Consider the following 26,945-nt stretch of genomic DNA (forward strand, 5'->3'; position numbering starts at 1 on the left):
GGCCCCACCGTGGCCTTCCAAGCGCCGCGGCGTCCGAAGGCCTCTCGGTCAAGCCCATGAAGCAGGGGGCGCATCGCGGGGATGCGCGCCCCTGTCCGCTCAGAGCGTCGGGTAGAGCGGGAAGCGCGTGCAGAGAGCGGCCACCTTGGCCTTGACCGCCTCTTCGACGGCGCCGTTGCCCTCTTCACCATTGGCTGCAAGCCCGTCCACCACCTCGACGATCAGCCGGGCGATCTCGCGGAACTCCTCTTCGCCGAAGCCGCGGGTGGTGCCCGCCGGGGTGCCGAGGCGGACACCCGAGGTCACGGTCGGCTTCTCGGGGTCGAAGGGGATGCCGTTCTTGTTGCAGGTGATATGCGCGCGGCCAAGCGCCTTCTCGGTCGCGTTGCCCTTCACGCCCTTCGGCCGCAGGTCCACGAGCATCACATGCGTGTCGGTGCCGCCGGTGACGATGTCGAGTCCGCCCTTCATCAGCTCGTCCGCCAGAGCCTGCGCGTTCTTCACGACCTGCGCGGCATAGGCCTTGAACTCGGGCCGCAGCGCCTCGCCGAAGGCCACCGCCTTCGCGGCGATCACATGCATCAGCGGGCCGCCCTGAATGCCCGGGAAGATCGCCGAGTTCACCTTCTTGGCGATCTCCTCGTTGTTCGTGAGGATCATGCCGCCGCGCGGGCCGCGGAGCGTCTTGTGCGTCGTGGTGGTCGCCACATCGGCATGCGGGAAGGGCGAGGGATGCGCGCCGCCCGCGACGAGGCCCGCGAAATGCGCCATGTCCACCATCAGCCAGGCGCCCACCTCGTCCGCGATCGCACGGAACTTCGCGAAATCGATCTGCCGCGGGATGGCCGAGCCGCCGGCGATGATCAGCTTCGGCTTGTGCTCGCGTGCGAGCGCCGCCACCTGGTCATAGTCGATCAGCTGGTCCTGCTGGCGCACGCCATACTGGATCGCGTTGAACCACTTGCCGGACTGGTTCGGAGCCGCGCCGTGCGTGAGGTGGCCGCCCGAGGCCAGTTCCATCCCGAGGATGGTGTCGCCCGGCTTGATCAGCGCCTGAAACACGCCCTGGTTGGCCTGGCTGCCCGAGTTCGGCTGCACGTTGGCGAAGGCGCAGCCGAAGAGCTGCTTCGCGCGCTCGATGGCCAGCGTCTCGGCCACGTCGACGTAGTCGCAGCCGCCGTAGTAGCGCTTGCCCGCATAGCCTTCGGCATATTTGTTCGTCATGACCGAGCCTTGCGCCTCCATCACGGCGCGGCTCACGATGTTCTCCGAGGCGATCAGCTCGATCTCATCGCGCTGACGGCCGAGTTCGCCGGTGATCGAGGCGAAAAGCTCGGGGTCGCGAGAGGACAGGCTTTCGGTAAAGAAGCCATCGTCGCGGTGCGGGGCGTTCATGGGCGTCTCCTGTGGCAAGGGATGCGCCCATTTAGAGCATCCGGGCCGCGACAGAAAGGCAGGAAAACGACGCAAGCCCGGGAATGCGCGAAGCAGTCTCCCTGCAGGGGTTGAGTTTGGCGCCGCCCGCGTCCAACACTGGCCGCCACGGCAGCCGGAGGGGCACATGACGCCACAGCGCATCGGATTCGTGGCGAGCAACGCGCCCGTCGCGCAGGAGGCGCTGGCAAGGATGGCCGACCGCTACGGCCAGTGCCCGCTGCCCGAGGCGGACGTGATCGTGGCCTTCGGCGGCGACGGCTTCATGCTGCAGACGCTGCACGAGACGCAGAAGCTCGACATCCCGGTCTATGGGATGAACCGGGGGACGGTCGGCTTCCTGATGAACGGCTTTTCCGAGGACGGGCTGCGGGAACGGCTCGCCGAGGCCGAGGAAGAAGTCATCAACCCGCTGATCATGACCGCCATGACCGAGACGGGCGAGGTCTTTACCCGCCTCGCGATCAACGAGGTCTCGCTCCTGCGGGCCGGGCCGCAGGCGGCCTGGCTGAAGATCTCGGTCGACGGCAAGATGCGGATGGAGGAGCTCGTCTGCGACGGGGCTCTTGTCTGCACGCCCGCCGGCTCGACGGCCTACAACTACTCGGCGCACGGGCCGATCCTGCCCATCGGCGCGGACGTGCTGGCGCTGACGGCCATTGCGCCCTTCCGTCCGCGGCGCTGGCGGGGGGCGCTGCTGCCCAAGACGGCGCTGGTCCGCTTCGACGTGATTGACTCGAAGAAGCGTCCGGTCATGGCGGATGCCGACGGACGGTCGGTGCGCGACGTGGTCTCGGTCGAGATCCGCACCGAGCCCGCGGTGCGGCACCGCCTGCTCTTCGACGTGGGCCACGGGCTCGAGGAGCGGCTGATCCGGGAACAGTTCGTCTAGGCCCGGGCCCCTGCTCCGGGGCCAGAGCGGACCATGACAGGCGCGATGGCGGGGCAGACGGACCGGATGCCGGGTCGCCGGATGCGGTCGGCACAGCCGGTCGAAGATCACCCGGCAGCGGCGCCAGCCGATCCGGTCGGACCGAGGGCGGCTGCCGGATCAGCGGAACCGGTTGGCAAGGCGCTGAAGCGCGTTTCGCGGATCCGGCTGGGCCTCGGCTGCGTCGGCAGGCGTCACCCGCTCGGCAGGCTTCGGCTTCTCGGGCTTTGGCGGCTGCATGCGCAGCGCCACAGCATTCTGGAACTTCGCTCCGTCTCCCCGCGCCAGCGCCTCGGCCCCGTCCGCGATCCCCCGCAACAGGTCATCGAGCCAAGCCTGGTCCGCCTTGGCGAAGTCGTTCAGCACATAGGCCGAGACCGCATCCTTGTGCCCCGGATGGCCGATCCCGAGCCGCACGCGGCCATAGGCCTCGCCCACATGGGAATGGATCGACCGCAGCCCGTTGTGCCCGGCATGACCGCCGCCCTGCTTCAGCCGCAGCTTCCCCGGCGCAAGGTCCAGTTCGTCATGGAAGACGATGACATCGGCGGGCGCTATCTTGTAGAAGCGCATGGCCTCGCCGACCGACTGGCCCGAGAGGTTCATGAAGGTCTCGGGCTTCAGCAGCAGGACCTGCTCGGACCCGAGCCGCCCCTCGGAGGTCAAACCCTGAAACCGCGAGCGCCAGGGGGCGAAGCCGTGGGCGCCGGCAATGGCCTCGACCGCCATGTAGCCGATGTTGTGCCGGTTGCCCGCGTAGCGCGCACCGGGATTGCCGAGACCGACGAACAGCTTCATGCGCAGGCTCCTTCCGCAACCCGGCTTACTTACGGTCGCACCGCCTGTCCGGCAAGGCCGGCCTCTGCCAGATGCAGCACCGCCCGGGGCAGTTGCGGAAAGCCGGACGGGCCTCGGTCGCGTCTGCGCCCCCCTGCGGCCGGACCGCGCTTCCGATGCCGCGCCGGGGCACGCACGGCGGTCCGCCCCCAACGTCCGGCAGAGGACCGCCTTTGCCCTCGGCTCCCTGTTGGCCCGGGCCTTGACCCCTGTTGCCGCAAGCGACGAGACTTCACGTCCAGCTGAAGGAGTCGCGCATGTATCTCGCCATGAACCGCTTCCGGGTGAAGACCGGGCAGGAATCGGCCTTCGAGGAGGTCTGGAAGACCCGCGACAGCCGGTTGACCGAGGTGCCGGGCTTCGTCTCGTTCCACCTGTTGCGAGGACCCGGGCGCGAGGGCCACACGCTCTACGCATCCCACACGATCTGGGCTTCCGAGGAGGACTTTACCGCCTGGACAAAGTCCGAGGCCTTCCGCATGGCGCACCGCTCGGCCGGCAGCACGGGCGACATCTATGCAGGCGCGCCCGAGCTCGAACTCTTCTCCTCGGTCCAGTCCATCAGCGCCTGAGACGTCAGGTGCTGACGGCGGTCGGGACGCGGAACTGCCGGCGCACCGCCGGCAGAAGCGCGATGGCGAGGATGCCGATCGAGAAGAGGCACCAGATGGCCGGGCCCTCGTTCGGATTGGAGGTCAGGCTGAAGGCCAGGACCGGACCGAGCAGGAGGTGGAAGATGGCGAAGCGCCAGGCACCGTAGAAGACGGGCATGACGAAGACCGTCAGGACGTAGGGCGGGAACCCGAGATTGGTGCCGAGCAGGGTGTCGAACCACGTCATCAGGCCATTATAAGGCACGTTCCACGCCTGGTGCCATTCGCCCGACACGGTGCAGAGCGGCGTCCCGCAGAGGGGGCGTCCTATCTGACACTGGCCCAGCGCCTCGACCGGCAGCAGTTGCGCAACCATCAGGGCGGACGACAACGCGGCCAGCGACAGGATGAGCTTCCGGCCAGCAGCACCGATTCCGGGCGCGACGACTGCCAGTGCAAAGGCATTCACGAAGATCGGCTGGAAGGCGATGTGCAGCACCGAAAGCAGCGTGGCGGCCCTGTTGACGGGACTGCCGCACTGGTCGATGACCATGTAGCCGGCGAGTTGCAGCCCCTCCATCAGCGCGAAGTAGAGGAGCGTGACCGGGACCGCGACAGGATCCTTCCTGTGCCAGGTCAGGGCCGCTCCCGCCACTCCGGCGGCGACCATGACCGACGTCACCTCTGTCCCCCAGCACATGCGAACCTCCCACCAGCCACCCGGACGAGCATGTCCGACCGTGTCCAGGGAGGCAAACGAAGATGCGCAGCTTCGGAAAATGAAGAAGGCGCAGGACCGGGGTCCCGCGCCTTCCGTCCGGTCGGATCGAGGCTCAGGCCTCTTCCGCTTCTTCCTCGTTGTCCGACGAGCGCAGGCCCGACGGCGCCGAGATGTTGGCCACGACGAAGTTCCGGCTGATCGTCGGCGTCGCGCCTTCCGGCAGCGGAATGTCGTTGATGTGGATGACGTCGCCGATCTGACGGTCGGTCAGGTCCACCGTGATGTGATCCGGAATGTCGCCCGCGGTCACTTCCAGTTCCACCTCGGGGCGCACCACGGTCAGGGTGCCGCCACGCTTCAGGCCGGGGGCCTTGTCGTGGTTCTCGAAGGTGACGTGGATGAACAGGTTGATCCGGCTCGTGCGGCGCAGGCGCATGAAGTCGACATGCGTCGGCAGGTCCTTCACGACGTCGCGCTGGACGCCGCGGCAGATGACGCGGACGTCTTCCTGGCCTTCGACCTTGAGGTTGAACAGCGTCTGCAGGAAGCGGCCCTTCTTCAGCCGGTTCAGCAGGTCGTTGTACGGAACGTTGATCGACAGCGGTTCCTGACCGCCACCGTAGACGATACCGGGTACGTAGCCCTCACGACGAGCTTGACGAGCGGCCCCCTTGCCTGTCCCCGTCCGTACCTCGGCGTTGAAATCCGGGATTTCACCAGCCATTGAGGTTCTCCATATGTGAAACGCCCCATCCTCCAAGGGTGCATGGGGTCGCGAGGCGCCGCCTTAGCCGATCCGGCCGCGAAAGGAAAGGGGCTGCTTCGTCATTCCGGCGCCGCACGACGGGGCTTTCCTGCCGACCGGCCCTGCCGGGGCTCGGCGGACGGGCCGAAAGCGGCTAGGCAGAAGATGATGCAGACACTTCGATCCACCCGAGTCGGCGGCCCCTTCCGGGTGGCGCGCCCGGCCCTTGCCGCCTTCGCCGGCATGGGGATCTGCTGGGGAACCTTCGCTGCAGTCGTTCCGGACGTCAAGGCGATGCTGCGGGTGGACGAGGCAGGACTTGGCCTGCTGATGCTCTTCGCGCCGGTGGCGGCGATCGTGGCGATGCTGGCCGCGGCGCGCATGGGCAGCGCGCTCGGGCGTTATGCGCTGCCGCTGATGACCCTCGCCATGGGGCTCGCCTTCGCCCTGCCGGGACATGCGCCCGCCGTCTGGGCCTTCGCCGCAGCCATGCTGCTCTGCGGTGCCACGACCGGGGCGCTCGACGTGCTGATGAACGCCCGCGTCACCGCGCTCGAATCGGAGCGGGGACTGAACCTGATGAACCTCTGCCATGCCGTCTACTCGCTGGCCTTTGCGGCGGCGGCCATCGGCACGGGCCTCGCCCGGGGGGCAGGACAGGGGCCGGGTGCCATCCTGACGGCCGCGGCGCTGGCCACGCTGCTCGTGGCCTTCGCGACGCTGGAGCGCGACGGCACGATCCAGGGGCTTTCGCGCCCGCCGCGGGGACATGCCGCGCTCGGGGCGGCGCCGCTGATCGGGGGGGCGATGGTGATGATCGCCTTCCTCAGCGAGAACGCGGCCGAGAGCTGGTCGGCGCTTCATGTTGAGCGGACGCTCGGCGGATCGGCGACGGAGGGTAGCCTCGGGCCGGCCCTGCTCGCGATCACCATGGGGGTGGCGCGGCTTGCAGGCCAGGGGTTGCTCGCCCGTGTCGCGCCCGCGACGCTCCTGTCGGGCGGGGCACTGGTTGCAGGCTTGGGCGCGCTGGTGGCGGCGCTGGCGGCCAGTCCGGCGCAGGCGCATGCCGGGTTCATCATCATGGGGATCGGCGCCTCGGTGATTGCGCCCACCGCCTTCTCGATGGTCGGACGCGCCGCCCGGCCAGAGGCGCGAGCCCGGGCCGTGGCCCGGGCGACGATCCTTGGCTACTTCGGCTACTTCTTCGGGCCTCCGACGCTCGGCCTTCTCGCCGCGGCCTTCGGCCTGCGGGCGGCCTTCGCCTTCACGGCGGTGGCGCTGCTCTCGGTCCTCGTGCTCGCCCCGCTCATGTCCCGCCGCTCCTGAGGCGGGGCCGGGCCACCGTCCGGGTCAGGAGCCGCGGGATCGCCCCTTCAGGCCCAGCTTCCCTCGAAGTCCTTCGGGACCAGAAGGTTGTGCGGCCCCAGCGCCGTCACGTCCTTCTCGCCGCAGAGCGCCATCGAGATGTCGAGCTCCTTCCAGATCACCTCGAGCGCGCGCCTCACGCCCGCCTCGCCCATCGCGCCCAACCCGTAGATGTAGGACCGGCCGATGTAGGTCCCCTTCGCCCCCATCGCCAGCGCCTTCAACACGTCCTGGCCCGAGCGAATCCCGCCGTCCATGTGGATCTCGACCTGATCGCCCACCGCGCGCACGATGGGCGGCAGCATCCGGATCGACGACAGCGCCCCATCCAGCTGCCGACCACCGTGGTTCGAGACGATGATGGCGTCCGCTCCGAAATCGGCGGCGCGGCGGGCGTCTTCCTCGTCGAGGATACCCTTCAGGATCAGCTTGCCGCCCCACTTGTCGCGCAGCCGCGCGATCTTGCCCCAGTCGAGTTGCGGATCGAACTGCTCGGCGGTCCAGCTCATCAGGCTCGACGTGTCGCCCACACCCTTCGCATGGCCGACGATGTTGCCGAAGCTCCGCCGGGGCGTCTTCAGCATCTCGAGCCCCCATCCCCATTTCGTGGCGAGGTCGAGCATCACCGGCAGCGTCAGCTTCGGCGGCGCCGAAAGACCGTTCTTCAGGTCCTTGTGGCGCTGGCCGAGGATCTGGAGGTCGAGTGTCAGCACCAGCGCCGAGCAGCCCGCCTTCTTCGCCCGCTCGAGCATCCCATCGACGAACTCCTCGTCCTTCATGACGTAGAGCTGGAACCAGAACGGCTTCGTCGTCGCCGCCGCCACGTCCTCGACCGAGCAGATCGACATGGTGGAGAGCGTGTAGGGCACGCCGAAGGCCTCGGCCGCGCGCGCCGCCTTGATCTCGCCGTCGGCGCATTGCATCCCGGTCATGCCGACCGGAGCGAGCGCCACGGGCATCGCCACCGGTTCGCCGATCATCTCGGACCGGGTCGAGCGGCCGAGCATGTCCACCGCCACCTTCTGCCGAAGCCGGATCTGCTGGAAGTCCGAGCAGTTGTCGCGAAAGGTCTGCTCGGTGTAGCTGCCGGATTCGCAGTAGTCGAAGAACATGCGGGGCGCCCGCCGGCGGTGCATCCGCTTCAGGTCCTCGATGCAGGTGATGACGGGCATGGCGGTCTCCGCGCTGGAACTGGTCATGTTTCCTTACCGATCGAGGCGGGGCAGATCAACGCAAGATGCGGCGGCCGGCGGCAGGTCGCGGCGCGACTCGACGTCTGTCGATCGGGATCGCCGTCGCCGTTTCCCGGATCCGGCACCGGCATCCGGGCCGGACGGGACGGCACGACAGCTTCGGCTGGTTCATCGGGACGGCAATGGACGGGTCTTTCGAAGATGCGGCCGCCGAACGTCCGCTCCCCTCGCCTGCCGCGGCGACCGGCGGCGATCCGCCCGCCGCCCGGACCGAGGGCAGGTCGCGACGCGCCTCCCGGTCCTTCTTCCGTGGCAACGCCGTCTCCGGGGGTTCGATGCCCCCGGAGACGGCACCTCCCGCGGGCCCTCATCCGGTGGTGCGGAGCTTCGCCGCCATTGCGGCCACGAGATCGGTGCGGGTCACGATCCCGACCAGGCGGTCATCTTCCACCACCGGGATCGCGTCGATCCGGCCCTCGCCGAGGATGGGCAGGAGCGCGCCCGCATCGGTCGCGGGATGGACATGCGGCACATCGCGTTCCATCACGTCGGCGGCCTGCGCCGCCGGCGCGGCGCCGATCAGGTGGATCGGAAAGATCAGACCCAGCAGGCGTCCCTGCTCCGTCACGGGGATCGAGGTGAAGCGGTGCTGCCGGAAGATGCGCGCCACCTCCGCCACCGGCGTCTCGGCCGCGACCGTCACGAGGTCCTGCGCCATCAGCTCCGCACAGCGGATCGTGCTGAGCCTGCGCCCCGCCGCCTGCTGCTCGGCCGCCGCGATCAGGCGCGAGAGATCCTCCGGCCCGAGGTTCGCCTGCTGGCGGTTCTCGCGCAGGATGGCCTCGAGTTCCTCGGCGCCGAGGCCCAGCCGCTGCGGCGCCGGGCGGTCCCGCGTGCCGAAGCCGTTCGGCATCCGGGGCTGGCGCATGGGATAGACGCGCCCCGTAAGCCGGGCATAGAGGAAGGCCAGCAGGATGAGTGCCGCCGTGCCGAGACCCACCGGCGCCAGCGCAAAGTGGTAGCCCAGCTCTCGCGTGGCTTCCGGATTGAGTGCGGCCGTCATTGCCACGGCCGCGCCCGGCGGATGCAATGCCCTGAGCGCCATCATGGCGAAGATGGCCGCGCCGACGGCGGTCGCCAGCCCCATCACCTGCCCGGGCACGAGGTGCAGCATCGCCACCGCCGCGAGCGCCGAGACGACGTTGCCGACCAGGACCGACCATGGCTGCGCGAGCGGGCTGTTCGGCAGGGCGAAGAGCAGCACGGACGAGGCCGCGAGCGGAGCGACCAGGTAGAAGCCGTGATCCAGATCGACATGGGGCGGCAGGACGAAGGCCGCCAGCAGTCCAAGCGCCAGCGTGATGCCGCCCGCCGTCCTCAGCACCTCGCGCAGGGGGATCGCCGGGATCGCCGGGCCGAGCGGCTTCAGGACCCGTGAGAGGCGCTTGCCGTCGGCCTTGCCCGTCACATCCGCCTCCGCCCTCTGTCCGGCCCGACCGTCCTCAGGCGGCGTGGGCCCCCGCCGCGAGCGCGGCCACCCGGTCGAGCACCTCGGCCACCGGGCGTCCCTCGCCCACGAGCTTCACGATCGCCGAGCCCACGACGCACCCGTCCGCGATGCCGGCAATGTCCTGCGCCGCCTCCGGCGTGGTGATGCCGAAGCCCACGATCACCGGCAATTCGGTCGCGGCCTTGATCCGCGCCACTTCGGGCGCCACGTCCACCGTTTGCGCGGCCGCGGCCCCGGTGATCCCGGTGATCGAGACGTAATAGACGAATCCCGAGGTGTTCTGCAGCACCTTCGGCAGGCGGCGATCGTCGGTCGTGGGGGTCGCGAGGCGGATGAAGTTGAGCCCCGCCGCCTGCGCGGGCAGGCAAAGCTCGGCATCCTCCTCCGGCGGCAGGTCCACGACGATCAGCCCGTCGATCCCGGCCTCCCTCGCCTCGGCGAGGAAGGTCTCGACCCCCCGGGCGTAGATCGGGTTGTAATATCCCATCATCACGATCGGCGTCGAAGGATCCTCGGCCCGGAAGGCGCGCACCATCTCGAGCGTCCTTGCCAGCGTCTGTCCGCCTTCCAGCGCCCGCTGCCCCGCGGTCTGGATCGTCGGACCGTCGGCCATCGGATCGGTGAAGGGCATGCCCAGCTCGATGATGTCGACGCCCGCGCCCGGCAGGCCCTTCATCACCGCAAGAGAGGTCTCGAGATCGGGATCGCCCGCCATGATATAGGCCACGAAAGCCTTCTTCCCCTCGGCCCGAAGCCGCCGGAAGGTGTCGTCGATCCGCGTCATGATCCTGCCCTCGCCCGTGTCGGCTGCCGGTTTGCGTCACCGGCGCGGGAAAATCAACGGGCGAAACGGCACGGCATGCCACCGGGAGGCGGGCCGGCGGCAGGGATCCCGTTTCCCACCGCGCGGGCGCCCCTTGCACGCGTTCCGACGGCGCGCGGCATCACCGCGCCTGTTCCGCGCCGCGGCCCCGCCCTTTGCGGTCCAGCCGAGCGGCAGTCGCCGGCCGATGCTCTCTGCCGCCCGACTTGCCTTGACCAAGGCGCTTCCCTATGAAGCGGCAAGTCTTTCAAGGAGTGGATCATGGGCTTCCGCATGGGGATCGTCGGCTTGCCGAACGTGGGCAAATCCACGCTCTTCAACGCCCTCACCCGCACGGCCGCCGCGCAGGCGGCGAACTTTCCCTTCTGCACCATCGAGCCCAACGTGGGCGAGGTCGCGGTTCCCGATGCACGACTCGAGATCCTGGCCGAGATCGCCGGGTCGAAGCAGATCATCCCCACGCGGATGACCTTCGTCGATATCGCGGGCCTCGTGCGCGGCGCCTCGCGCGGCGAGGGGCTGGGCAACCAGTTCCTCGCCAACATCCGCGAGTGCGACGCCATTGCCCATGTGCTGCGCTGCTTCGAGGACGGCGACATCACCCATGTCGAGGGCCGGATCGACCCGGTGGCCGATGCCGAGACCATCGAGACCGAACTGATGCTCGCCGACATGGAGTCCATCGAGCGGCGCCTCGCCAACCTCGCGCGCAAGCTGAAGGGCGGCGACAAGGAGGCCGCCGATCAGGATCGCCTGCTGCGCGCGGCCATGGCGGCGCTCGAGGCGGGCAAACCGGCCCGGACGGTCGCCGTCGCGGCCGACGACCGGCGCGCCTGGGGCATGCTGCAACTGCTGACCTCGAAACCCGTGCTCTACGTCTGCAACGTCGAGGAAGCCTCGGCGGCTTCCGGCAATTCGCAATCGGCCCGCGTGGCCGAGATGGCCCGGGCGCAGGGTGCGGCCACCGTCGTGATCTCGGCCCGGATCGAGGAGGAGATCGCCCAGCTTCCCCCCGACGAGGCCGGGATGTTCCTGGCCGAGATGGGCCTCGAGGAGGCCGGGCTCGACCGGCTCATCCGCGCGGGCTACGAGCTTCTGGGCCTGCAGACCTATTTCACCGTCGGCCCGAAGGAAGCGCGCGCCTGGACGATCACCCGGGGGATGCTCGCGCCACAGGCCGCGGGTGTCATCCATGGCGACTTCGAGAAGGGTTTCATCCGCGCCGAGACCGTGGCCTACGAGGACTACGTCGCCGGGCGCGGTGAGGCGGGCGCGAAGGAATCCGGAAAGTTCCGCATCGAGGGCAAGACCTACGAGGTGCAGGACGGCGACGTGCTGCACTTCCTCTTCAACGCCTGAGCCGCTTTCGGGCAATCCGGGCAGGCGCGCGGGGGTCATCCGGTCGCAGATCCGCAAACTCGGGGATCCAGCCTCTGCCGGACGCCGCCCCCGCCGACAGGGCAGGTCCGGCCGACGGGGCAGGTCCGGGCCGATGCCCTTGCCCTCGGCTGCCGGCTCCGTGAAGGATGCAGGCGCGCGGTCGGGGATGCGCAGCCTGCAACGGATGGACGAGCGCCATGAGGATCCTGCACACCGCCGACCTTCACCTCGGCCGCCAGTTCAACGGGATCTCGCTCGAGCCGGACCAGCAGGCCGTGCTCGACCAGATCCTGACGGCGCTGCACGAACGGGCGGCGGATGTTCTCCTGATCGCAGGCGACGTGTTCGACCGGCCCTCTCCGCCGGCCACCGCCGTGCGCCAGTTCAACGCCTTCCTGTCCCGTGTGGCCTCGGAGACGGAGGCTGCCGTCGTGCTGATCGCGGGGAACCACGACTCGGGCGACCGGATCGAGGCCATGGCCGTGCTGACCGACCGGAGGCGCGCATTGATCCGCGGCACCCTCGCCGCGGACGAGCGGCCGCTCTTGCTGGCGGATACACATGGCGCTGTCGCCTTCTCGGCCCTGCCCTTCGCCTATGAATATGCCGCGCGCGAGTGCTTCGGCGACGAGACGATCCAGTCGCCGGAGGACGTTCTGTCGGCGCAACTCGCCTCGGCGAGGCGACACCTGCCCGAGGGCGCGCGCTGGATCGTCGCCGCACATGCTTTCGTGGCGGGCGCCACCGGCAGCGACAGCGAAAGGCCCCTTGCGCGGGTCGGCACCATCGAGACGGTGCGGGCCGAGACATTCCGTGGCGCGCATTACGTGGCGCTTGGCCACCTGCACCGGCCCCAGCACGTCGGCGCGCCTCACATCCGCTACTCCGGCTCTCCCCTGGCTTTCGGCTTCGACGAGGCCGGTCAGGAGAAATCCATGACCCTCGTCGAGATGGACGCCGCCGGCGCGGTGACGGTCGAGATGCTGCCCTTCCGCCCCTTGCATCAGGTGCGGATCCTGCGCGGCAGGCATGCGGAGCTGATGCTGGCGGAGCCGTCCGGAGATTTCATCAAGGCGCGCCTTCTGGACGAAGTGCCGGTGATCGACGCGATGAAGCGCCTGCGCAGCCTGTTCCCCAACGCCTGCGAGCTTGGCTACGAGCGAGAGGAACGGGCCGCGGCGCTCCTCGATGTCGGGCAGCATGCGCCGCGGGCGGTCGAACCGATGGAGGTGCTGCAGGATTTCCTCGCGCTCCTGCGGGAGGAGCCGCTGAGCGAAGCCGAGCGAGAGGTGCTGACGCAGGCCCTCAACCGCATCGGCGAGAAGGAGGAGGGCCGATGAGGCCGGTGCGGCTTGCGATCCAGGCTTTCGGGCCCTACCCGGATCGGGTCGTGGTCGACTTCCGCGCCGCGATCGAGGCCGGTCTCTTCGGGATCTACGGCCAGACCGGGTCCGGCAAGTCGACGATCTTCAGTGCCATGACCTTCGCGCTCTTCGGCGAGCCCGCCCGCGCGGAACAGGAGGCGCCTGCCCTGCGGTCCGATCACGCGGACCCCGGCACCGTGACCGAAGTGGAGTTCGTGTTCGACATCGGCGACCGGCGTCTCGTGGTGCTGCGCCGTCCCGACCAGATGCGGCCGAAGCAGCGCGGCGAGGGCGAGACGCGGTTGCCGCACGAGGCGTTCCTCTTCGACGCGACCGGTCTGTCGCCCGAGGAGATCGTCGAGGGGCGGCGCGGTCGCATCCTGGCCGAGAAGAAGGTGCGCGAGGTCGATGCCGCCATCGAGGGGATGCTGGGCTATGGCGCCGAGCAGTTCCGCCAGATCGTCCTGCTGCCGCAGGGCCGGTTCGAGACCTTCCTTTCTGCCAAGACCCGCGAGCGGCTGGCGATCCTGCGCGACCTCTTTGACGTGTCGCTCTACCAGTCGCTGATGCAGGAGTTGAAGACGGCCGCCGAGGCCGCCGAGCGTCACGTCCGGGACGAACGCGAACTCTGCGCCCGTCGGCTCGCGGCCGAAGGGTTCGAGAGCACGGACGCGCTGGCGGCCGGACTGGAGGCAGCGGCGGCCGGTCATGAGCTGGCCCTTGCGCAGGAAGACATTGCGCGGACCGCCTGCGAGCTTGCGCAGACCGCCCTGCGCGAGGCCGAAGCCGTCGAGGCGAAATTCCTCGCGGCAGAACGGTCGCGTGCCGATCTGGCGTCGCTCGCCGCGCATGAAGCCGGGATGAACGCGCTTGCAGCTCGCGTGGCGCAGGCGGAACAGGCGCGGTCGCTTCTCGACGTCGAAGCCCGCGCCGAGGAGACCCGGCAGGAAGCGATGCGCGCCGAGGAGGCTCTGGCCGCGGCGGAAGCCACAGCCGGGAGGGCCGAGGCCGCTGACACGTCTGCCGCAGCAGCGCTTGAGGCGGAACTGGGCCGAGAGCCGGAACGGGAGGCCCTTCGCAGAGAACTCGACGCTCTCGAACGTCACCGGGCGGCGATTGAAAGGGCGTCCGGCGTGGCCGAACGCCTTGCCGAAGCCGAGCGGCTGGAGGCGCAAGCCGATGCTGCCCTGACCACGGCGAAGGACAGGCTGGAGGTCCTGCACGAGGCCCGCCGTCACAGCGAGGAGGCCATCAGGGCAAGCCGCGAGAGCGAGAGGCGCCGGCGCGACCTGCACATGCAGATTGCCATGGTGGAAGCGGCTCTTAACGCCGCGCACGCCTATGGCGCCTGCGAAGCGGCTGTTGCGGCGGCGGAAGCCGATTGCGCCGCCCGCAGCAGGGCCAATGCGGCGGCGGCGGCGCAAGCGGATCGGGCGAGGTCGACCTTCGAGCAGGCCGAGGGCGCGCTGTCTGCGGCTCAGGCGCTGCACCTCGCCTCGAAGCTTCAGCCGGGCTGTGCCTGCCCCGTCTGCGGAGCGACCGAGCATCCCGCCCCGGCCAACGGATCCATCGATCACGGCGGGCTGGACCACGCCTTCCGCATCGCGAGGGAAGTCTGGCAGAGGGCCGACGCCGAGGGCCGCGCAGCGAGCGAAGCCCTCGCGGCGGCACAGGGCGCGCTCCGGGAAAGGAACGATCGGCTGCAGAGCCTCGAACGTCCGGCGGGCGAGGCATCCGTCCTGTCGGCCGATCTCGAGAGGCTTCTGTCCTCCATCGCCGCCCTCGCGCCGGCAACCGACCCGGCTGGGACGGAGGAAGAGCTTCAGCGCCTCCTGCGCGACATCGCCGCCGCCGAGGAGCAGCGGGACCTCGCCCGCGACGCGCTGGCCGCGCAACAGCGGCATGCGGCAGGCGAGCGGGCGCGCCGGTCCGAGATCCTCTCCGGCGTGCCCGAAGACCTGCAGGACGCGGCAGCCCTCGCCGCCGCGATTCGGGATGCCGGCCATGCGCTCGCGCTGCGCGTGAAGGCGCGGGCGGATGCGGAGGCGGCGGCGCGCACCGGTCGCGAGGCGGCGCTGGCCGCGCGGAAGGATCGCGAGGCGGCCGTGCAGGCTCTGGCAGGCTGCCGGGAGCGGCGCGAACGGGCGCTCGATGCCTTCCGCATCCGCCTGGCGGATTGCGGACTGTCCGAGACCGAGCTTCAGTCCCTGAAGCCGGCCATCGACACGCTCAAGGAAGATCGCGAGCGCATCGACGACTTCCGGCGCAGGCTTGCCCTGTCGCAGGACCTCGCCCGATCGACCTCGGCAGCCGTCGCGGATCTGGCCCGCCCCGATCTGGATCTGCTCTCCGGGCTCCAGCGCGATGCAGCGGCGCGGCTGACCGAGGCGACGGCGCGGCGCGCGGGTGCCGAGGCGCGGCTGGGCCAGTTGACCCAGCTGCGCGACAGCCTGTCCGAGACGCTGCGGAAGCTTGACGAGTCCGAGGCCGCGTCAGGTCCGCTGCGCCTGCTTGCCGGTCTCGTGAACGGATCGAACGGCCAGAGGCTGGATCTCGAGACCTACGCCATCGGCGCGATGTTCGACCGGGTGCTTCAGGCGGCGAACCTGCGGCTGGGGCCGATGACGGCCCAACGTTACCGTCTTGAGCGCGACCTCGACGCGGCAGGCCGCGGCAGGCGCGGCCTCGGCATCGAGGTGTTCGACCTGTTCACCGGGAAGGCGAGGCCCGCCAGCACGCTCTCGGGCGGCGAGACCTTCATCGCCGCATTGGCGCTGGCTCTCGGGCTGGCGGATGTGGTCGAGAGCACGAGCGGCAAGGTCCGGCTCGACACGATCTTCATCGACGAGGGCTTCGGCAGCCTCGACACCGAAAACGGCTCCGGCACGCTCGACCAGGTTCTGCAGGTGCTGAATTCGCTGGTGAGCCAGAACCGGGCGGTGGGCCTGATCTCGCATGTGCCGCTGGTGCAGGAGGCGATCCCGAACGGCTTCTTTATCCGCAAGGGGCCGACCGGGAGCCATCTGGAGGAGAGGCGGCAGGCCTGGACGCAGCCGGGCGTTTCCTTCGTCTGATCGCCTCGGCAACCGGACCTTGCGCCGAGAGCGTCTTCGTCGCGCCCCACCATGCCGCGGCGCATCGGCGGAGGCGGAGACCGAGACCGAGACCGAGACCGAGACCGAGACCGAGACCGAGACCCAAAAGAGACACGTTGTTTGACCCATATCAACGTCCCTCGCGCGGCATCGCTGCATTTTCCGGCACATGCAGCACCGCCCCCTCAGCCTCTGCCTTGTCCTGATGCTGGCCATCGCCTTGACCGCGATGCTCATGCTGACGGGTGCGGCCGGCGCGCGTGAGGCCGCACGCGGGCCGGTCACGCAGGCCGTGATCTGTGCCCACGGGAGCACCGAGGTCGTGCTCCTCGACGCGAGCGGCCGGCAGGTGGATCCCGCTCGCGACTGCTGCGCCCGAGGCTGCACCAAGTGCCTGCCTTCCGCCGTGGCCCTGCCCGCCCCGACCACTCAAGCCGCTCCCCTGGCCATCGCCGGCCGGCATTTCGCATGGGGTGCCGGCGTCGGCCGGGATCTCTGCAGCCCGGCCCATGTGCGGGCTCGCGGTCCGCCCCTTCGGAAAGCCTGACCCATGCGTGACGCTTCGGCCTTCGGCCGCTCCCTGCTCCTCCCCCTCTTCGCGGCCATCATGCTGCTCGTTCCGGCACTCGTCCGGGCCGATGCTCCCTTCATCGCGCAGTTCGCCTCGGAGGTTCCGGCGGCCGAACTGGTGCCGGGCGCCGACGGCTACGGGGCGCTGCGCGAGGACATACCCGTCGTCCCGGTGCTGAAGCGGGGCGAGACCGAGGGCTACGCCTACATCACCTCGGACTTCGTGGGCACGACGGGCTACTCGGGCAAGCCCATCCACGTGATGGTCGCGCTTGGCCTCGACGGAAAGGTGCTGGGCGTCAGGCTCGTCAAGCATTCCGAACCCATCGTGCTCGTCGGCATCCCGGACACGCGCATCAAGGCCATGGCCGCGGGCTACGTCGGCATGGATCTCGTGCAGGAAGCGGCCGCGCTCGGGTCGGCGCATGATCTCGACATCATCTCGGGCGCGACCGTCACCGTCATGGTGATCGACGATTCCGTCGTCCGGTCGGGCCTGAAGGTTGCACGCGCGCTGGGGCTCGGAGGTCTCTCTGCCGGAGCCGCCTCGTCGGGGCCGAGGCTCGAGGTCAATCCCGAAGCCGAGGCGCCCGCGGACTGGCTGACGCTGACCGGGGACGGCACGGTCCGGCGCCTGTCGCTGGATGTGGGCCAGATCAACGCCGCCTTCGAGCAGAGCGAGGATCCGCGTGCGGCGGCGCGCCCTCACGCGGGGGCCCCCGACACGACCTTCATCGACATGTATGCTTCGCTCGTCAGCGTTCCCGGCATCGGCCGGAGCCTGCTCGGTCCCGACGAGGAGGCGAACCTGGCAGCGTGGCTTCAGCCGGGCGACCATGCGCTGATGCTCGCCGGGCGTGGCGAGTATTCCTACAAGGGGTCGGGCTACGTGCGCGGCGGGATCTTCGACCGCATCGTGCTGGTGCAGGGCGACCTCTCGATCCGCTTCCGTGACCGGATGCATCGCCGCCTCGGCGACATCGCGGCGGATGCTGCGCCGCACATGACCGAGATGGACCTCTTCCGCATCCCGGCAGACTCGGGCTTCGACCCGGCGCAGCCGTTCCGCATCCAGCTTCTGGTGCAGCGCAGCGTCGGTGCCATCGAGAAGGTCTTCACCACGTTCGACCTCGGCTACCAACTGCCCGAGAGCTACCTTCGGCCCGTCGCGACCGCGCGCGCCGAGGCGCCACCGGCCGCCACGGGCGAGGAAGCCGCGCAGGCCCAGCTCTGGAAGCGGATCTGGCAGGACAACCGGACGGGGATCGCAGCCCTCCTGACCATGCTTGGCGTCCTGACGGCCGCCTTCTTCTTCCAGTCGCTCGTGACGCGCTCCGCGCGCGTGACCTTCTGGTTCCGGATCGCCTTCCTGTCGACCACCCTCGTCTGGCTCGGCTGGATGTCGAACGCCCAGCTTTCCGTCGTCAACCTGATGGCGCTCGTCTCGTCCCTGCGCGACGGCTTCTCGTGGCAGGCCTTCCTGCTCGACCCCTTCACCTTCATCCTGTGGTCCTCGGTTGCGGCGGCGCTCGTCTTCTGGGGACGGGGCGCCTATTGCGGCTGGCTCTGCCCCTTCGGGGCGCTGCAGGAACTGACCAACCGGCTCGCGAAGCTCGCCCGCATCCCGCAGGTCACGCTGCCCTGGGGGCTTCACGAGAGGCTCTGGGCACTGAAATACGTCATCTTCCTCGGCCTCTTCGGCGTAAGCCTCGCCTCGGTGGATCAGGCCGAGCACCTGGCCGAAATCGAGCCCTTCAAGACCGCGATCGTGCTGAAGTTCGCCCGCGCCTGGCCCTTCCTTCTCTATGTGGGGGTCCTGCTCGGCATCGGCCTCTTCGTCGAACGCTTCTACTGCCGCTACCTCTGCCCCCTCGGCGCGGCGCTGGCGATCCCCGCCCGGGTGCGGATGTTCGACTGGCTCAAGCGGTATCGGGAATGCGGCAATCCCTGCCAGACCTGCGCGCGTGACTGCATGGTGCAGGCCATCCATCCGACTGGCGAGATCAATCCGAACGAGTGTTTGAATTGTCTGACCTGCCAGGTCAACTACCGATCCGAGACGACCTGCCCCGTCGTCATCAAGCAGCTCAAGCGGCGCGACGCCGCCGCTGCGGCCACCGCCGCTTCGCGCGACGCCCTGGCCCGCGAGATCTCGAACCACCCCAACAAGAAGGAAAAGGTCAATGCCTGACACCAGTGAGAAAAAGGGCATAAGCCGGCGCGGAATGCTTGGAGCCACGGCCGGAGGCGCCGTCCTGGGCGCCCTCGCTCCGCGCGCCGCGATGCTGGCCGGCGGTGCCGGCGCGGCGACGGTCGCAGCGACAGGATCGGCACTTGCCTCGGCCGAGGCCAATCTCGCACCCGGTGAGCTGGATGAATATTACGGCTTCTGGTCCTCGGGCCAGACCGGCGAGATGCGGATCCTCGGCATTCCGTCGATGCGCGAACTGATGCGGGTGCCTGTGTTCAACCGCTGCTCCGCAACGGGCTGGGGATCGACCAACGAGTCGCTGAAGATCCTCACCGAGAACATGACCCAGAAGACGAAGGACTATCTGGCGGCGAACGGCAAGCGGGTGCACGACAACGGCGACCTGCACCACATTCACATGTCTTTCACCGAGGGCAAGTACGACGGCCGCTTCCTCTTCATGAACGACAAGGCGAACACGCGCGTGGCGCGCATCCGCTGCGACGTGATGAAGACCGACAAGATCCTCGAGATCCCGAACGCCAAGGCGATCCACGGCCTGCGCCCGCAGAAGTGGCCGCGGACCAATTATGTCTTCGCGAACGGCGAAGACGAGACGCCGATGGTCAACGACGGCAAGATCCTCGACGATCCGTCGCAATATGTGAACTTCTTCACCGCCGTGAACGCCGACGAAATGCAGGTCGCCTGGCAGGTCATGGTCTCGGGCAATCTCGACAACACCGACGCGGACTATGAGGGCAAGTATGCCTTCTCGACCTGCTACAACTCGGAGATGGGGACGAACCTCGGCGAGATGATGGAATCCGAGACGGACCACGTCGTCGTCTTCAACCTGGCCGAGATCGAGAAGGGCATCGCCGAGGGAGACTTCATCGAGCTCAACGGGGTGAAGGTCATCGACGGGCGCAAGGGGAAGAACAAGAAATACACCCGATACATCCCGGTGCCGAACAACCCGCACGGCTGTAACATGGCGCCGGACAAGGTGCACCTCTGCATCAACGGCAAGCTGTCGCCCACCGTCTCGGTGATCGATGTGAGAAAGCTCGACGCGGTCTTCGCGGACGAGGCCGAGCCCGCATCCGTGATCGTGGCGCAGCCGGAACTGGGCCTCGGGCCGCTCCACACGGCGTTCGACGGCAAGGGCAACGCGCTGACCACTCTCTTCCTCGACAGCCAGGTGGTGATGTGGAACGTCGAGAAGGCCATCCGCGCCTGGAACGGCGAGGACGTCGATCCGATCATCACCAAGGTCGATGTCCACTACCAGCCCGGCCACAACTCGACCTCGATGGGCGAGACGCTGGAGGCGGACGGCAAGTGGTTCATCTCCATGAACAAGTTCTCGAAGGACCGCTTCCTGAACGTCGGCCCGCTGAAGCCCGAGAACGAGCAGCTGTTCCGTCTGGACGGCGAGAGCCTGACGCTGATGCACGATGGCCCGACCTTCGCCGAACCGCATGACAGCATCATCGTCCACCGCTCGAAGGTGAACCCGCGCAGCGTCTGGGACCGCAACGATCCGACCTGGGCGGACGCGCGGGCGCAGGCGGAGGCCGATGGCGTCAACATCGACGATTTCGTGGGTGAAGTGATCCGCGACGGCAACAAGGTCCGCGTCTACCTGTCGGCGGTCGCACCGACCTACAGCCTCGAGAAGTTCACGGTCACCGAAGGCGACGAGGTGACGGTGATCGTGACGAACCAGGACGACGTCGACGACCTCACCCACGGCTTCACGATCGGCAACCATGGCGTTGCGATGGAAGTGGGCCCGCAGGCGACCGCCTCGATAACCTTCACGGCGGGCCAGCCCGGCGTCTACTGGTACTACTGCCAGTGGTTCTGCCACGCGCTGCACATGGAGATGCGCGGCCGGATGTTCGTCGAGCCGAAGGCTGCCTGACAATGCAGCGCCCCCTCCTCGCGTTGCTGTGCCTTGTCGCCGGCCCGCTTCTGGCGGACGAGCGCCCGGTGCCTGCCGAGGCCGGGGCGCTGCGCGCTGCCGTCGCCGGGGCTCATCCCGGCGACGTGCTGATCCTTGAACCGGGCCGACACGACGGCCCGGTCATCCTCGACCGCCCGGTGACCCTTGCGGGCGGCGCGGGTGCGGTCATCCTCGGCGATGGTCGCGGTTCGGTCGTCACGATCACCGCGCCCGACGTCACGCTGCGCGGGCTCGAGATCCGCGGTTCGGGATCATCGCATGAGGAGATCGACTCCGGCATTCGCGTGCTGAAGGGTGGCGACCGGGCGCTGATCGAAAACAATCGCCTGTTCGGTAATCTGTATGGAGTGGATATTCACGGTGCGGCCGACGCCGAGGTGAAGGACAACCTGATCGTCGGACGCAACGACGCGCACATGAACGCGCGCGGCAACGGCGTCTACGTGTGGAACGCGCCGGGCGCTCTGGTCGAGGGCAACGACATCCGCCTCGGGCGCGACGGGATCTTCGTCAATGCCTCGAGCCGGAACACGTTCCGGAACAATGTCTTCCAGGATCTGCGCTTCGCCGTCCACTACATGTACGCGCACCACTCGGAAGTCTCGGGCAACGTCTCGGTCGGCAATCACCTCGGGTTTGCCGTGATGTATTCCGATCATGTGACCATCACCGGCAACCTCAGCCTCGGCGACCGCGACCACGGCGTCATGCTGAACTACGTCAACCATGCCGAGGTGGGCAGCAACCTGGTGCGTGGCGCGGCGAAGTGCACCTTCGTCTACAATTCGCACCGCAACGTCATCCACGACAACCGCTTCGAGGGCTGCGGCATCGGCATCCACTTCACCGCCGGATCCGAGCGGAATGCGATTACCGGCAACGCCTTCGTCGGCAACCGGACGCAGGTCAAGTATGTGGGCACGAAGGACGTCGAATGGAGCTTCGAAGGTCGCGGAAACCACTGGTCGGATCATCCGGCCTTCGATCTGGGAGGCGACGGCATCGCCGACAGCGCCTTCCGCCCCAACGACCTCATGGACCACATCCTGTGGTCACAGCCAGCGGCGGCGCTGCTGGTGGGCTCGCCCGCCGTGCAGCTGATCCGCTGGAGCCAATCCAGCTTTCCCGCCACCCTGCCGGGCGGGGTGCTGGACAGTCATCCCATGATGGCGCCGGTCGAGATCCCGGTTCCGCCGGCCTATGCGGCACTGGAAGCCGCACTGCCGCCACGCGCGCAAGGAGAAGACGATGCTGACGCTGTCGCAGGTCAGTAAGAGTTTCGGCGGAGTGACCGCCCTCAGGTCGGTCGGCTTTTCGGTCGCACCGGGAGAGCGCGTGGCCCTGATCGGCCACAACGGCGCCGGCAAGTCCACGCTGATGAAGATCATCCTCGGCCTCATCCCGGCGGATTCGGGCCGGACCGACATCGGTGGCCACGCGCCTGGCAGCCGCGCGGCGCGCGGGCTCACCGCCTACCTGCCGGAAAGCGCGGCCTTCCACCCTGCCCTGACCGGGATCGAGACCCTGCGCTATTACCTGCGGCTGCGCGGAGAGGATGCGCGTCAGGCCGAGGCCCTGCTCGATCGCGTGGGTCTCGGCGAGGCCGCACGCCGCCGCATCGGCACCTATTCCAAGGGCATGCGCCAGCGCATCGGCCTCGCGCAGGCGCTCATCGGGCATCCGCGGCTTCTCGTGCTGGACGAGCCGACGAGCGGTCTCGACCCGGTATCGCGACGCGAGTTCTATGCGCTGCTGGACGGGCTCGCCGCCGATGGCGCGGCGATCCTGCTCTCGAGCCACGCGCTGACCGAAGTCGAGGCCCGGACGGATCGGATCGTGATCCTCGCGCAGGGTCGCCTGATGGCCGATGACACGCTTGCGAACCTGCGCAGGCAGGCGGCGCTGCCGATCCGGCTTCAGGTCTCGGCGCAGCCCGGGGCCGCGGACGAAGTCGCCGAGCGGCTTCATGGCGGACGCCGCAATGGCGTCACGGTCGACCTGACCTGCCAGCCGGCCGAGAAGCTCGCGCGGCTGGGCGACATCGCGGCCCTCGGCGGCATGGTGGAGGATGTCGAGATCCTGCCGCCCAGTCTCGAGGATCTCTACAGCCATCTTTCGCGGAGGCCGTCATGACCCCGATCCTCGCCTCGGCCGCGGCCGAATTCCGCATCGCGCTGCGCAACCGCTGGGTGGCCATCGCGATCCTGATGATGGCCGTCTTCGCGCTGGTTCTCTCGGCGGCGGGTTCGGCCCCCACGGGCAGGCTCGGCGTCGACCGCCTGTCCGTGACGGTCGCAAGCCTCACCAGCCTCGCCGTCTATCTCGTGCCGCTGATCGCCCTCCTGATGTCCTTCGATGCGATCGCCGGCGAGGTGGAGCGCGGAACGCTTCCGCTCGCGCTGACCTATCCGGTCTCGCGGGCCGAGCTGCTGGCGGGCAAGTTCGTGGCACATCTGGGCACGCTCGCACTGGCGCTGGCGGTGGGATACGGCATCGCGGCCGGCACGGCGCTGGCCGTGGACCCCGAGGCGCTGGCCGGCCTGCCTGCCCTGCTGCGGCTGGGGTGGACTTCGCTCCTGCTCGGCGCGGCCTTTCTTGCCGCAGGCTACGCCGTCTCGGCGCTGGCAAGGCGCCCGGGCGCCGCCGCCGGCGCCGCCATCGGCCTCTGGCTCGGGCTGATCGTGCTCTGGGATCTGGCGCTGCTCGCCGCGGTCGTGGCCGACGACGGGGGCGCGTTCACGCGGCAGGTCTTCCCGTGGCTGCTCGTCGGCAACCCGGCCGATGCGTTCCGCCTGTTCAACCTCGCGGCATCCGGGGCAACGGCCGCGGCGGCGGGTGTCGGCGGTGCCGCCGCATCGGTCCCTGCCCTGCACGCACTGGTCTCCATCCTCGCCTGGCCGGTGCTCGCCTTCGCGCTCGCCACCGCCGCTTTCCGGAGGGTCACGCCATGAAACGTGTTCTTGCACTCGCGCTGCTGCTAGCCGCCTGCCGCGACGAGGCCATGCGGCCGGATCCTGTCGCCATGACACCCGAGGCCGTGGGCCACTTCTGCCAGATGAACCTGCTGGAACATCCCGGCCCCAAGGCGCAGGTCCATCTTCAGGGCCAGCCGCAGCCACTGTTCTTCAGCCAGGTGCGCGATGCCATTGCCTACATGCGGATGCCCGAGCAGGAGGGCATCGTCACTGCCCTCTACGTCTCGGACATGGGCGCCGCCGAGAGCTGGGCGGATCCGGGCGCGACCAACTGGATCGCCGAGGATGAGGCGATCTACGTCGTGGGCTCGGATGCCGAGGGCGGCATGGGATCACCCGAGATCGTGCCCTTCGGCTCGAAGGCCGGGGCCGAGCGCTTTGCCGCTGAGCATGGCGGGCGACTCGCCGGACTCGCCACCATTCCGGATGCCGATATCATCGGCGCAGCCCGCACCGCCTCGGAAGACGAGGGAGACTATGCCGGAATGCTGCGTCGGCTTGCGGCCAGCAGGCAGGAGTGAGCCGATGAACCGCCGCCGTTTTCTCACCATCAGCGCCGCCCTCCTGGCCGCCGGCCCCGGCTTCGCCGCGCCACCTCTTCGGCGGATCGGGGGCCAGGCGCTCGGGGCCCAGGTCAGCCTGCTGCTCGCCCACCCAGATGCCGACGGCATCGGGGCGCGGGCACTGGCCGAGATCGCCCGGCTCGAGGCCATCTTCAGCCTCCACCGCGACTCCGCACTCGCGCGCCTGAACCGAGACGGTCGCCTCGACGCGCCCCCGTTCGAGCTGCTCGACTGCCTGAGCATCGCCTCCTGCGTTCACGAGGTCACGGGCGGGCTCTTCGATCCGACGGTCCAGCCGCTCTGGAAGCTCCACGCCGAGCGCTTCGCGGCCGGTGCCGCACCGACCGATGCGGAAGTTGCCGACGCGCGCACCCTGACGGGCTGGGACTCCGTCCGATATGACGCGACCGAGGTGAGATTCCTGCGGCTCGGCATGCAGTTGACTCTGAACGGGATCGCGCAGGGCTACATCGCGGACCGGGTGGCTGCACTGCTGCGCGCCGAAGGCCTGAGCAACCTTCTGATCGACACGGGCGAGATCCAGGCGCTCGGACAGCGACCCGAAGGTGGCGACTGGCAGGTCACGCTGGACATGGGGCAAGGCAGGCTCGCCCTGTGGGACCAGGCGCTGGCCAGCTCGGCACCTCGGGGCACGACCTTCGACGTGGCGGGCAGAGAGGGTCACATCCTCGATCCCCGCACAGGGCGGCCGGCACCGAGTCCTTGGCGGCTCGTGAGCGTCACCGCGCATCAGGCCGCCGTTGCAGATGCCGCGAGCACGGCGCTGTGCCTGATGGACCGCGCCGGCATGGAGGCTGCGCTCGGCCGCCTGCCCAGTGCGCGGCTCGTCGCTCTCGTCTGACGGGCGCCACCGGTGTTGATGATGTGACCGCCCCCCTTTTTTACCCGCAGGCTGGAGGCCGTGCAATGCGCCTTCAGGTAGGTCGCGTCGATCATGATGGTCTTGTGCTTCGCTCGTACCGCGGCCAGGCTCATCATGATCCGGGCGAAGACACCATTGTCGCTCCAGCGCTTCCACAGGGTCATCGCCGGCCCGGATTCAATCCCCTCGGCCCGAGAAAGAGAATCTCGCGCTTCGGCATTGGAAGGCGGCCTCGCCGACCTTAATCCAGCGTTCTCGAGCTCGAAGATCTATGTGGAGGCGGCTCTACTGCCCAAGGCGGCCCGCGAACTCGCCGTGGCCGTCGAGATGCCCCCGCACCCGCTCGCTCGCCAGGACACAGCCATCGTGCGCGCCGTACAGCGAGCCGCCTTGGGCAGCTGCGGAGCAGGCCGGATCATCCTCCAGGCGGGCGCTGATACTTTGGGCGTGCCGAGGCAGGAGATCATCTACGCTTCGCGGGATGTGGAACCGCGCGACCAGCCCTCCTGAAAAACCCGAAATCGCGAAGAGAACTGCACGTTGATACTGCTCTGAGCGGAGATAGCGGCTACATCGGCGCGACTGCCGAGCATGTTCGCCATGGTAATCCTCCCGGTTTTAGCGGGATCCGGCCGTAGAATTCACGCGGCCATCTTCAGCTTCATGGCAGGTGTGACCCCGCCGATGCCCATGTTGGGGCGTTCGTTGTTGTAGTTCCAGAGCCATTCGGTGGCGATCTGCTGCACTTCCTCGATGGTTTCAAAGATGTAGAGGTCCAGCCATTCATGCCGGACCGTCCGGTTGTAGCGCTCGACGTAAGCGTTCTGCTGCGGCTTGCCGGGCTGGATGTAGGTCAGGGCGATGCCCTGCTTCGAAGCCCAGGTCATCAGCGTGGAACTGACGTATTCCGGGCCGTTGTCCACCCTGATCGCCAGAGGCTTGCCGCGCCACTCGATGATCTGGTTCAGCGACCGGACGACCCGCTCGGCGGGCAGCGAGAAGTCGACCTCGATACCCAGACCTTCGCGGTTGAAGTCGTCCAGCACGTTCAACAGCCGGAACTGCCGCCCGTCGGCCAGGCGATCGGCCATGAAGTCCATGGACCAGACCAGGTTCGGCGCCTCGGGTACGGCCAGTTCCTCGGGCTTCTCCCGCTTCAGCCGTCGCCGCGGCTTGATGCGCAGGTTCAGTTCCAGTTCGCAGTAGATCCGATGGACCCGCTTGTGGTTCCAGACGTGCCCTTTGACGTTCCGCAGGTGCAGGAAACACAGCCCGAAGCCCCAGGTCTTGTGGACATTCGTCAGCCCGACCAGCAGATCGGCGATCATCTCGCTCTCGTCGTCGCGCTTCGGGCTGTAGCGGAAACAGGTCTCGCTGACGCCAAACGCCCGGCAGGCCAGCGCGATGCTGACCCCCTTCGTCGCCACCGCCTTCTCGGCCAGCTCCCGGCGCTGAGCTGGCCGCGTCACTTTTTTCCAAGGGCCTCGCGAAGCAGGTCGGCCTGCATGCTCAGGTCGGCGAACATGCGCTTCAGCCGCCGGTTCTCGTCCTCGAGGGCCTTCATCTGGCTCATCATGGACGCGTCCATGCCGCCATACTTCGCCCGCCACTTGTAGAACGTCGCAGTGCTGATCCCATGCTCGCGGCACAGTTCGGCCACGGCCAAACCGCCCTCCGCCTGACGCAGCACGCCCATGATCTGGGCTTCGGTGAAACGGCTCTTCTTCATCGGAATCTCCTCGTCCATCCTGCCGAGAAAATTCTACTTCCGCATCCCTCTAACCTTGGGGAGGATTACCC

Annotated in this window: 23 protein-coding genes and 1 pseudogene; 15 read left to right on the plus strand and 9 right to left on the minus strand. The window is 68.6% G+C overall.

What is annotated here, in order from left to right; all coding sequences use genetic code 11:
• Positions 1–99: 99 nt before the first annotated feature.
• A complete protein-coding gene (gene glyA / locus ACTVZP_RS19075) occupies positions 100–1,395 on the minus strand; it encodes a serine hydroxymethyltransferase (RefSeq protein WP_443213759.1) in 1,296 nt (431 codons plus the stop codon).
• 166 nt (positions 1,396–1,561) lie between these two features.
• On the opposite strand from glyA, the gene ACTVZP_RS19080 reads away from it, so the two are divergent.
• On the plus strand, positions 1,562–2,326 hold the full coding sequence (locus tag ACTVZP_RS19080; protein WP_443213760.1) for an NAD kinase: 765 nt from the start codon (positions 1,562–1,564) through the stop codon (positions 2,324–2,326).
• A gap of 159 nt (positions 2,327–2,485) precedes the next feature.
• Here the strand turns inward: ACTVZP_RS19080 and pth are convergent, their stop codons facing one another.
• Entirely contained in the window at positions 2,486–3,163 is a 678-nt protein-coding gene (gene pth / locus ACTVZP_RS19085; protein WP_443213761.1) for an aminoacyl-tRNA hydrolase, read from the minus strand.
• Positions 3,164–3,459: 296 nt separating this feature from the next.
• Here pth and ACTVZP_RS19090 point away from each other — a divergent pair, with 296 nt between their 5' ends.
• Complete coding sequence (locus tag ACTVZP_RS19090; protein ID WP_443213762.1) at positions 3,460–3,774, plus strand: antibiotic biosynthesis monooxygenase family protein; 315 nt, start codon at positions 3,460–3,462, stop codon at positions 3,772–3,774.
• Positions 3,775–3,778: 4 nt separating this feature from the next.
• Here ACTVZP_RS19090 and ACTVZP_RS19095 read toward each other — a convergent pair whose 3' ends face one another.
• Both ACTVZP_RS19095 and ACTVZP_RS19100 read right to left on the minus strand, forming a co-directional pair.
• Positions 3,779–4,495, minus strand: coding sequence for a DUF5765 domain-containing protein (locus tag ACTVZP_RS19095; RefSeq protein ID WP_443213763.1), 717 nt, complete (start codon positions 4,493–4,495; stop codon positions 3,779–3,781).
• A gap of 133 nt (positions 4,496–4,628) precedes the next feature.
• Complete coding sequence (locus ACTVZP_RS19100) at positions 4,629–5,240, minus strand: 50S ribosomal protein L25/general stress protein Ctc (RefSeq protein WP_443213764.1); 612 nt, start codon at positions 5,238–5,240, stop codon at positions 4,629–4,631.
• A 189-nt stretch (positions 5,241–5,429) separates the two neighbouring features.
• On the opposite strand from ACTVZP_RS19100, the gene ACTVZP_RS19105 reads away from it, so the two are divergent.
• Positions 5,430–6,587, plus strand: coding sequence for an MFS transporter (locus tag ACTVZP_RS19105; RefSeq protein WP_443213765.1), 1,158 nt, complete (start codon positions 5,430–5,432; stop codon positions 6,585–6,587).
• A gap of 47 nt (positions 6,588–6,634) precedes the next feature.
• Here ACTVZP_RS19105 and ACTVZP_RS19110 read toward each other — a convergent pair whose 3' ends face one another.
• The 3 genes from ACTVZP_RS19110 to trpA form a co-directional block, all read right to left on the minus strand.
• A complete protein-coding gene (locus ACTVZP_RS19110; protein WP_443213781.1) occupies positions 6,635–7,798 on the minus strand; it encodes an alpha-hydroxy acid oxidase in 1,164 nt (387 codons plus the stop codon).
• 388 nt (positions 7,799–8,186) lie between these two features.
• A complete protein-coding gene (locus ACTVZP_RS19115) occupies positions 8,187–9,287 on the minus strand; it encodes an HPP family protein (RefSeq protein ID WP_443213766.1) in 1,101 nt (366 codons plus the stop codon).
• Between the two features lie 34 nt (positions 9,288–9,321).
• On the minus strand, positions 9,322–10,113 hold the full coding sequence (trpA, locus tag ACTVZP_RS19120) for a tryptophan synthase subunit alpha (protein ID WP_443213767.1): 792 nt from the start codon (positions 10,111–10,113) through the stop codon (positions 9,322–9,324).
• 300 nt (positions 10,114–10,413) lie between these two features.
• Between trpA and ychF the strand changes: the two genes are divergently transcribed.
• From ychF to ACTVZP_RS19175, 11 genes are all read left to right on the plus strand, one after another.
• A complete protein-coding gene (ychF, locus tag ACTVZP_RS19125; protein WP_443213768.1) occupies positions 10,414–11,511 on the plus strand; it encodes a redox-regulated ATPase YchF in 1,098 nt (365 codons plus the stop codon).
• 218 nt (positions 11,512–11,729) lie between these two features.
• The gene (locus ACTVZP_RS19130) at positions 11,730–12,872 is read left to right on the plus strand and encodes an exonuclease SbcCD subunit D (RefSeq protein ID WP_443213769.1); all 1,143 of its coding nucleotides are present in this window, start codon (positions 11,730–11,732) and stop codon (positions 12,870–12,872) included.
• A complete protein-coding gene (locus tag ACTVZP_RS19135; RefSeq protein ID WP_443213770.1) occupies positions 12,869–15,970 on the plus strand; it encodes an AAA family ATPase in 3,102 nt (1,033 codons plus the stop codon). Before ACTVZP_RS19130 ends, ACTVZP_RS19135 begins: the two co-directional genes overlap by 4 nt.
• Before the next feature lie 190 nt (positions 15,971–16,160).
• Complete coding sequence (locus tag ACTVZP_RS19140) at positions 16,161–16,538, plus strand: hypothetical protein (RefSeq protein ID WP_443213771.1); 378 nt, start codon at positions 16,161–16,163, stop codon at positions 16,536–16,538.
• Between the two features lie 3 nt (positions 16,539–16,541).
• Positions 16,542–18,752, plus strand: coding sequence for a 4Fe-4S binding protein (locus ACTVZP_RS19145; RefSeq protein ID WP_443213772.1), 2,211 nt, complete (start codon positions 16,542–16,544; stop codon positions 18,750–18,752).
• Positions 18,745–20,682 (plus strand): TAT-dependent nitrous-oxide reductase, encoded by a 1,938-nt coding sequence (gene nosZ / locus ACTVZP_RS19150; RefSeq protein ID WP_443213773.1) that lies wholly within the window; start codon positions 18,745–18,747, stop codon positions 20,680–20,682. Before ACTVZP_RS19145 ends, nosZ begins: the two co-directional genes overlap by 8 nt.
• Positions 20,683–20,684: 2 nt before the next feature.
• Entirely contained in the window at positions 20,685–21,998 is a 1,314-nt protein-coding gene (locus ACTVZP_RS19155) for a nitrous oxide reductase family maturation protein NosD (protein WP_443213774.1), read from the plus strand.
• Entirely contained in the window at positions 21,973–22,857 is an 885-nt protein-coding gene (locus ACTVZP_RS19160) for an ABC transporter ATP-binding protein (protein ID WP_443213775.1), read from the plus strand. Before ACTVZP_RS19155 ends, ACTVZP_RS19160 begins: the two co-directional genes overlap by 26 nt.
• A complete protein-coding gene (locus ACTVZP_RS19165; RefSeq protein ID WP_443213776.1) occupies positions 22,854–23,675 on the plus strand; it encodes an ABC transporter permease in 822 nt (273 codons plus the stop codon). Before ACTVZP_RS19160 ends, ACTVZP_RS19165 begins: the two co-directional genes overlap by 4 nt.
• Positions 23,672–24,220: a nitrous oxide reductase accessory protein NosL gene (locus tag ACTVZP_RS19170; RefSeq protein WP_443213777.1), complete on the plus strand. Its 549-nt coding sequence runs from the start codon at positions 23,672–23,674 to the stop codon at positions 24,218–24,220. Before ACTVZP_RS19165 ends, ACTVZP_RS19170 begins: the two co-directional genes overlap by 4 nt.
• A 4-nt stretch (positions 24,221–24,224) precedes the next feature.
• The gene (locus tag ACTVZP_RS19175) at positions 24,225–25,124 is read left to right on the plus strand and encodes an FAD:protein FMN transferase (RefSeq protein WP_443213778.1); all 900 of its coding nucleotides are present in this window, start codon (positions 24,225–24,227) and stop codon (positions 25,122–25,124) included.
• Here the strand turns inward: ACTVZP_RS19175 and ACTVZP_RS19180 are convergent.
• Positions 25,091–25,324, minus strand: a pseudogene (locus tag ACTVZP_RS19180) (IS5/IS1182 family transposase); the annotation flags it as partial. The gene ACTVZP_RS19175 and the pseudogene ACTVZP_RS19180 overlap by 34 nt on opposite strands.
• Between ACTVZP_RS19180 and ACTVZP_RS19185 the strand changes: the two are divergent.
• On the plus strand, positions 25,281–25,655 hold the full coding sequence (locus tag ACTVZP_RS19185; protein WP_443213779.1) for a hypothetical protein: 375 nt from the start codon (positions 25,281–25,283) through the stop codon (positions 25,653–25,655). The pseudogene ACTVZP_RS19180 and the gene ACTVZP_RS19185 sit on opposite strands and share 44 nt — an antisense overlap.
• A 131-nt stretch (positions 25,656–25,786) precedes the next feature.
• Here ACTVZP_RS19185 and ACTVZP_RS19190 read toward each other — a convergent pair.
• Positions 25,787–26,874, minus strand: a protein-coding gene (locus tag ACTVZP_RS19190) for an IS3 family transposase (protein ID WP_443213780.1) whose coding sequence is annotated in 2 segments (ribosomal slippage) — positions 25,787–26,613 and positions 26,613–26,874 — 1,089 coding nt in all. Because the reading frame shifts where the segments join, the coding sequence is not laid out codon by codon here.
• Between the last annotated feature and the right edge of the window lie 71 nt (positions 26,875–26,945).

The sequence above is a fragment of the Rhodobacter sp. NSM genome, from assembly GCF_052244495.1.
GTDB lineage: Bacteria > Pseudomonadota > Alphaproteobacteria > Rhodobacterales > Rhodobacteraceae > Cereibacter_A.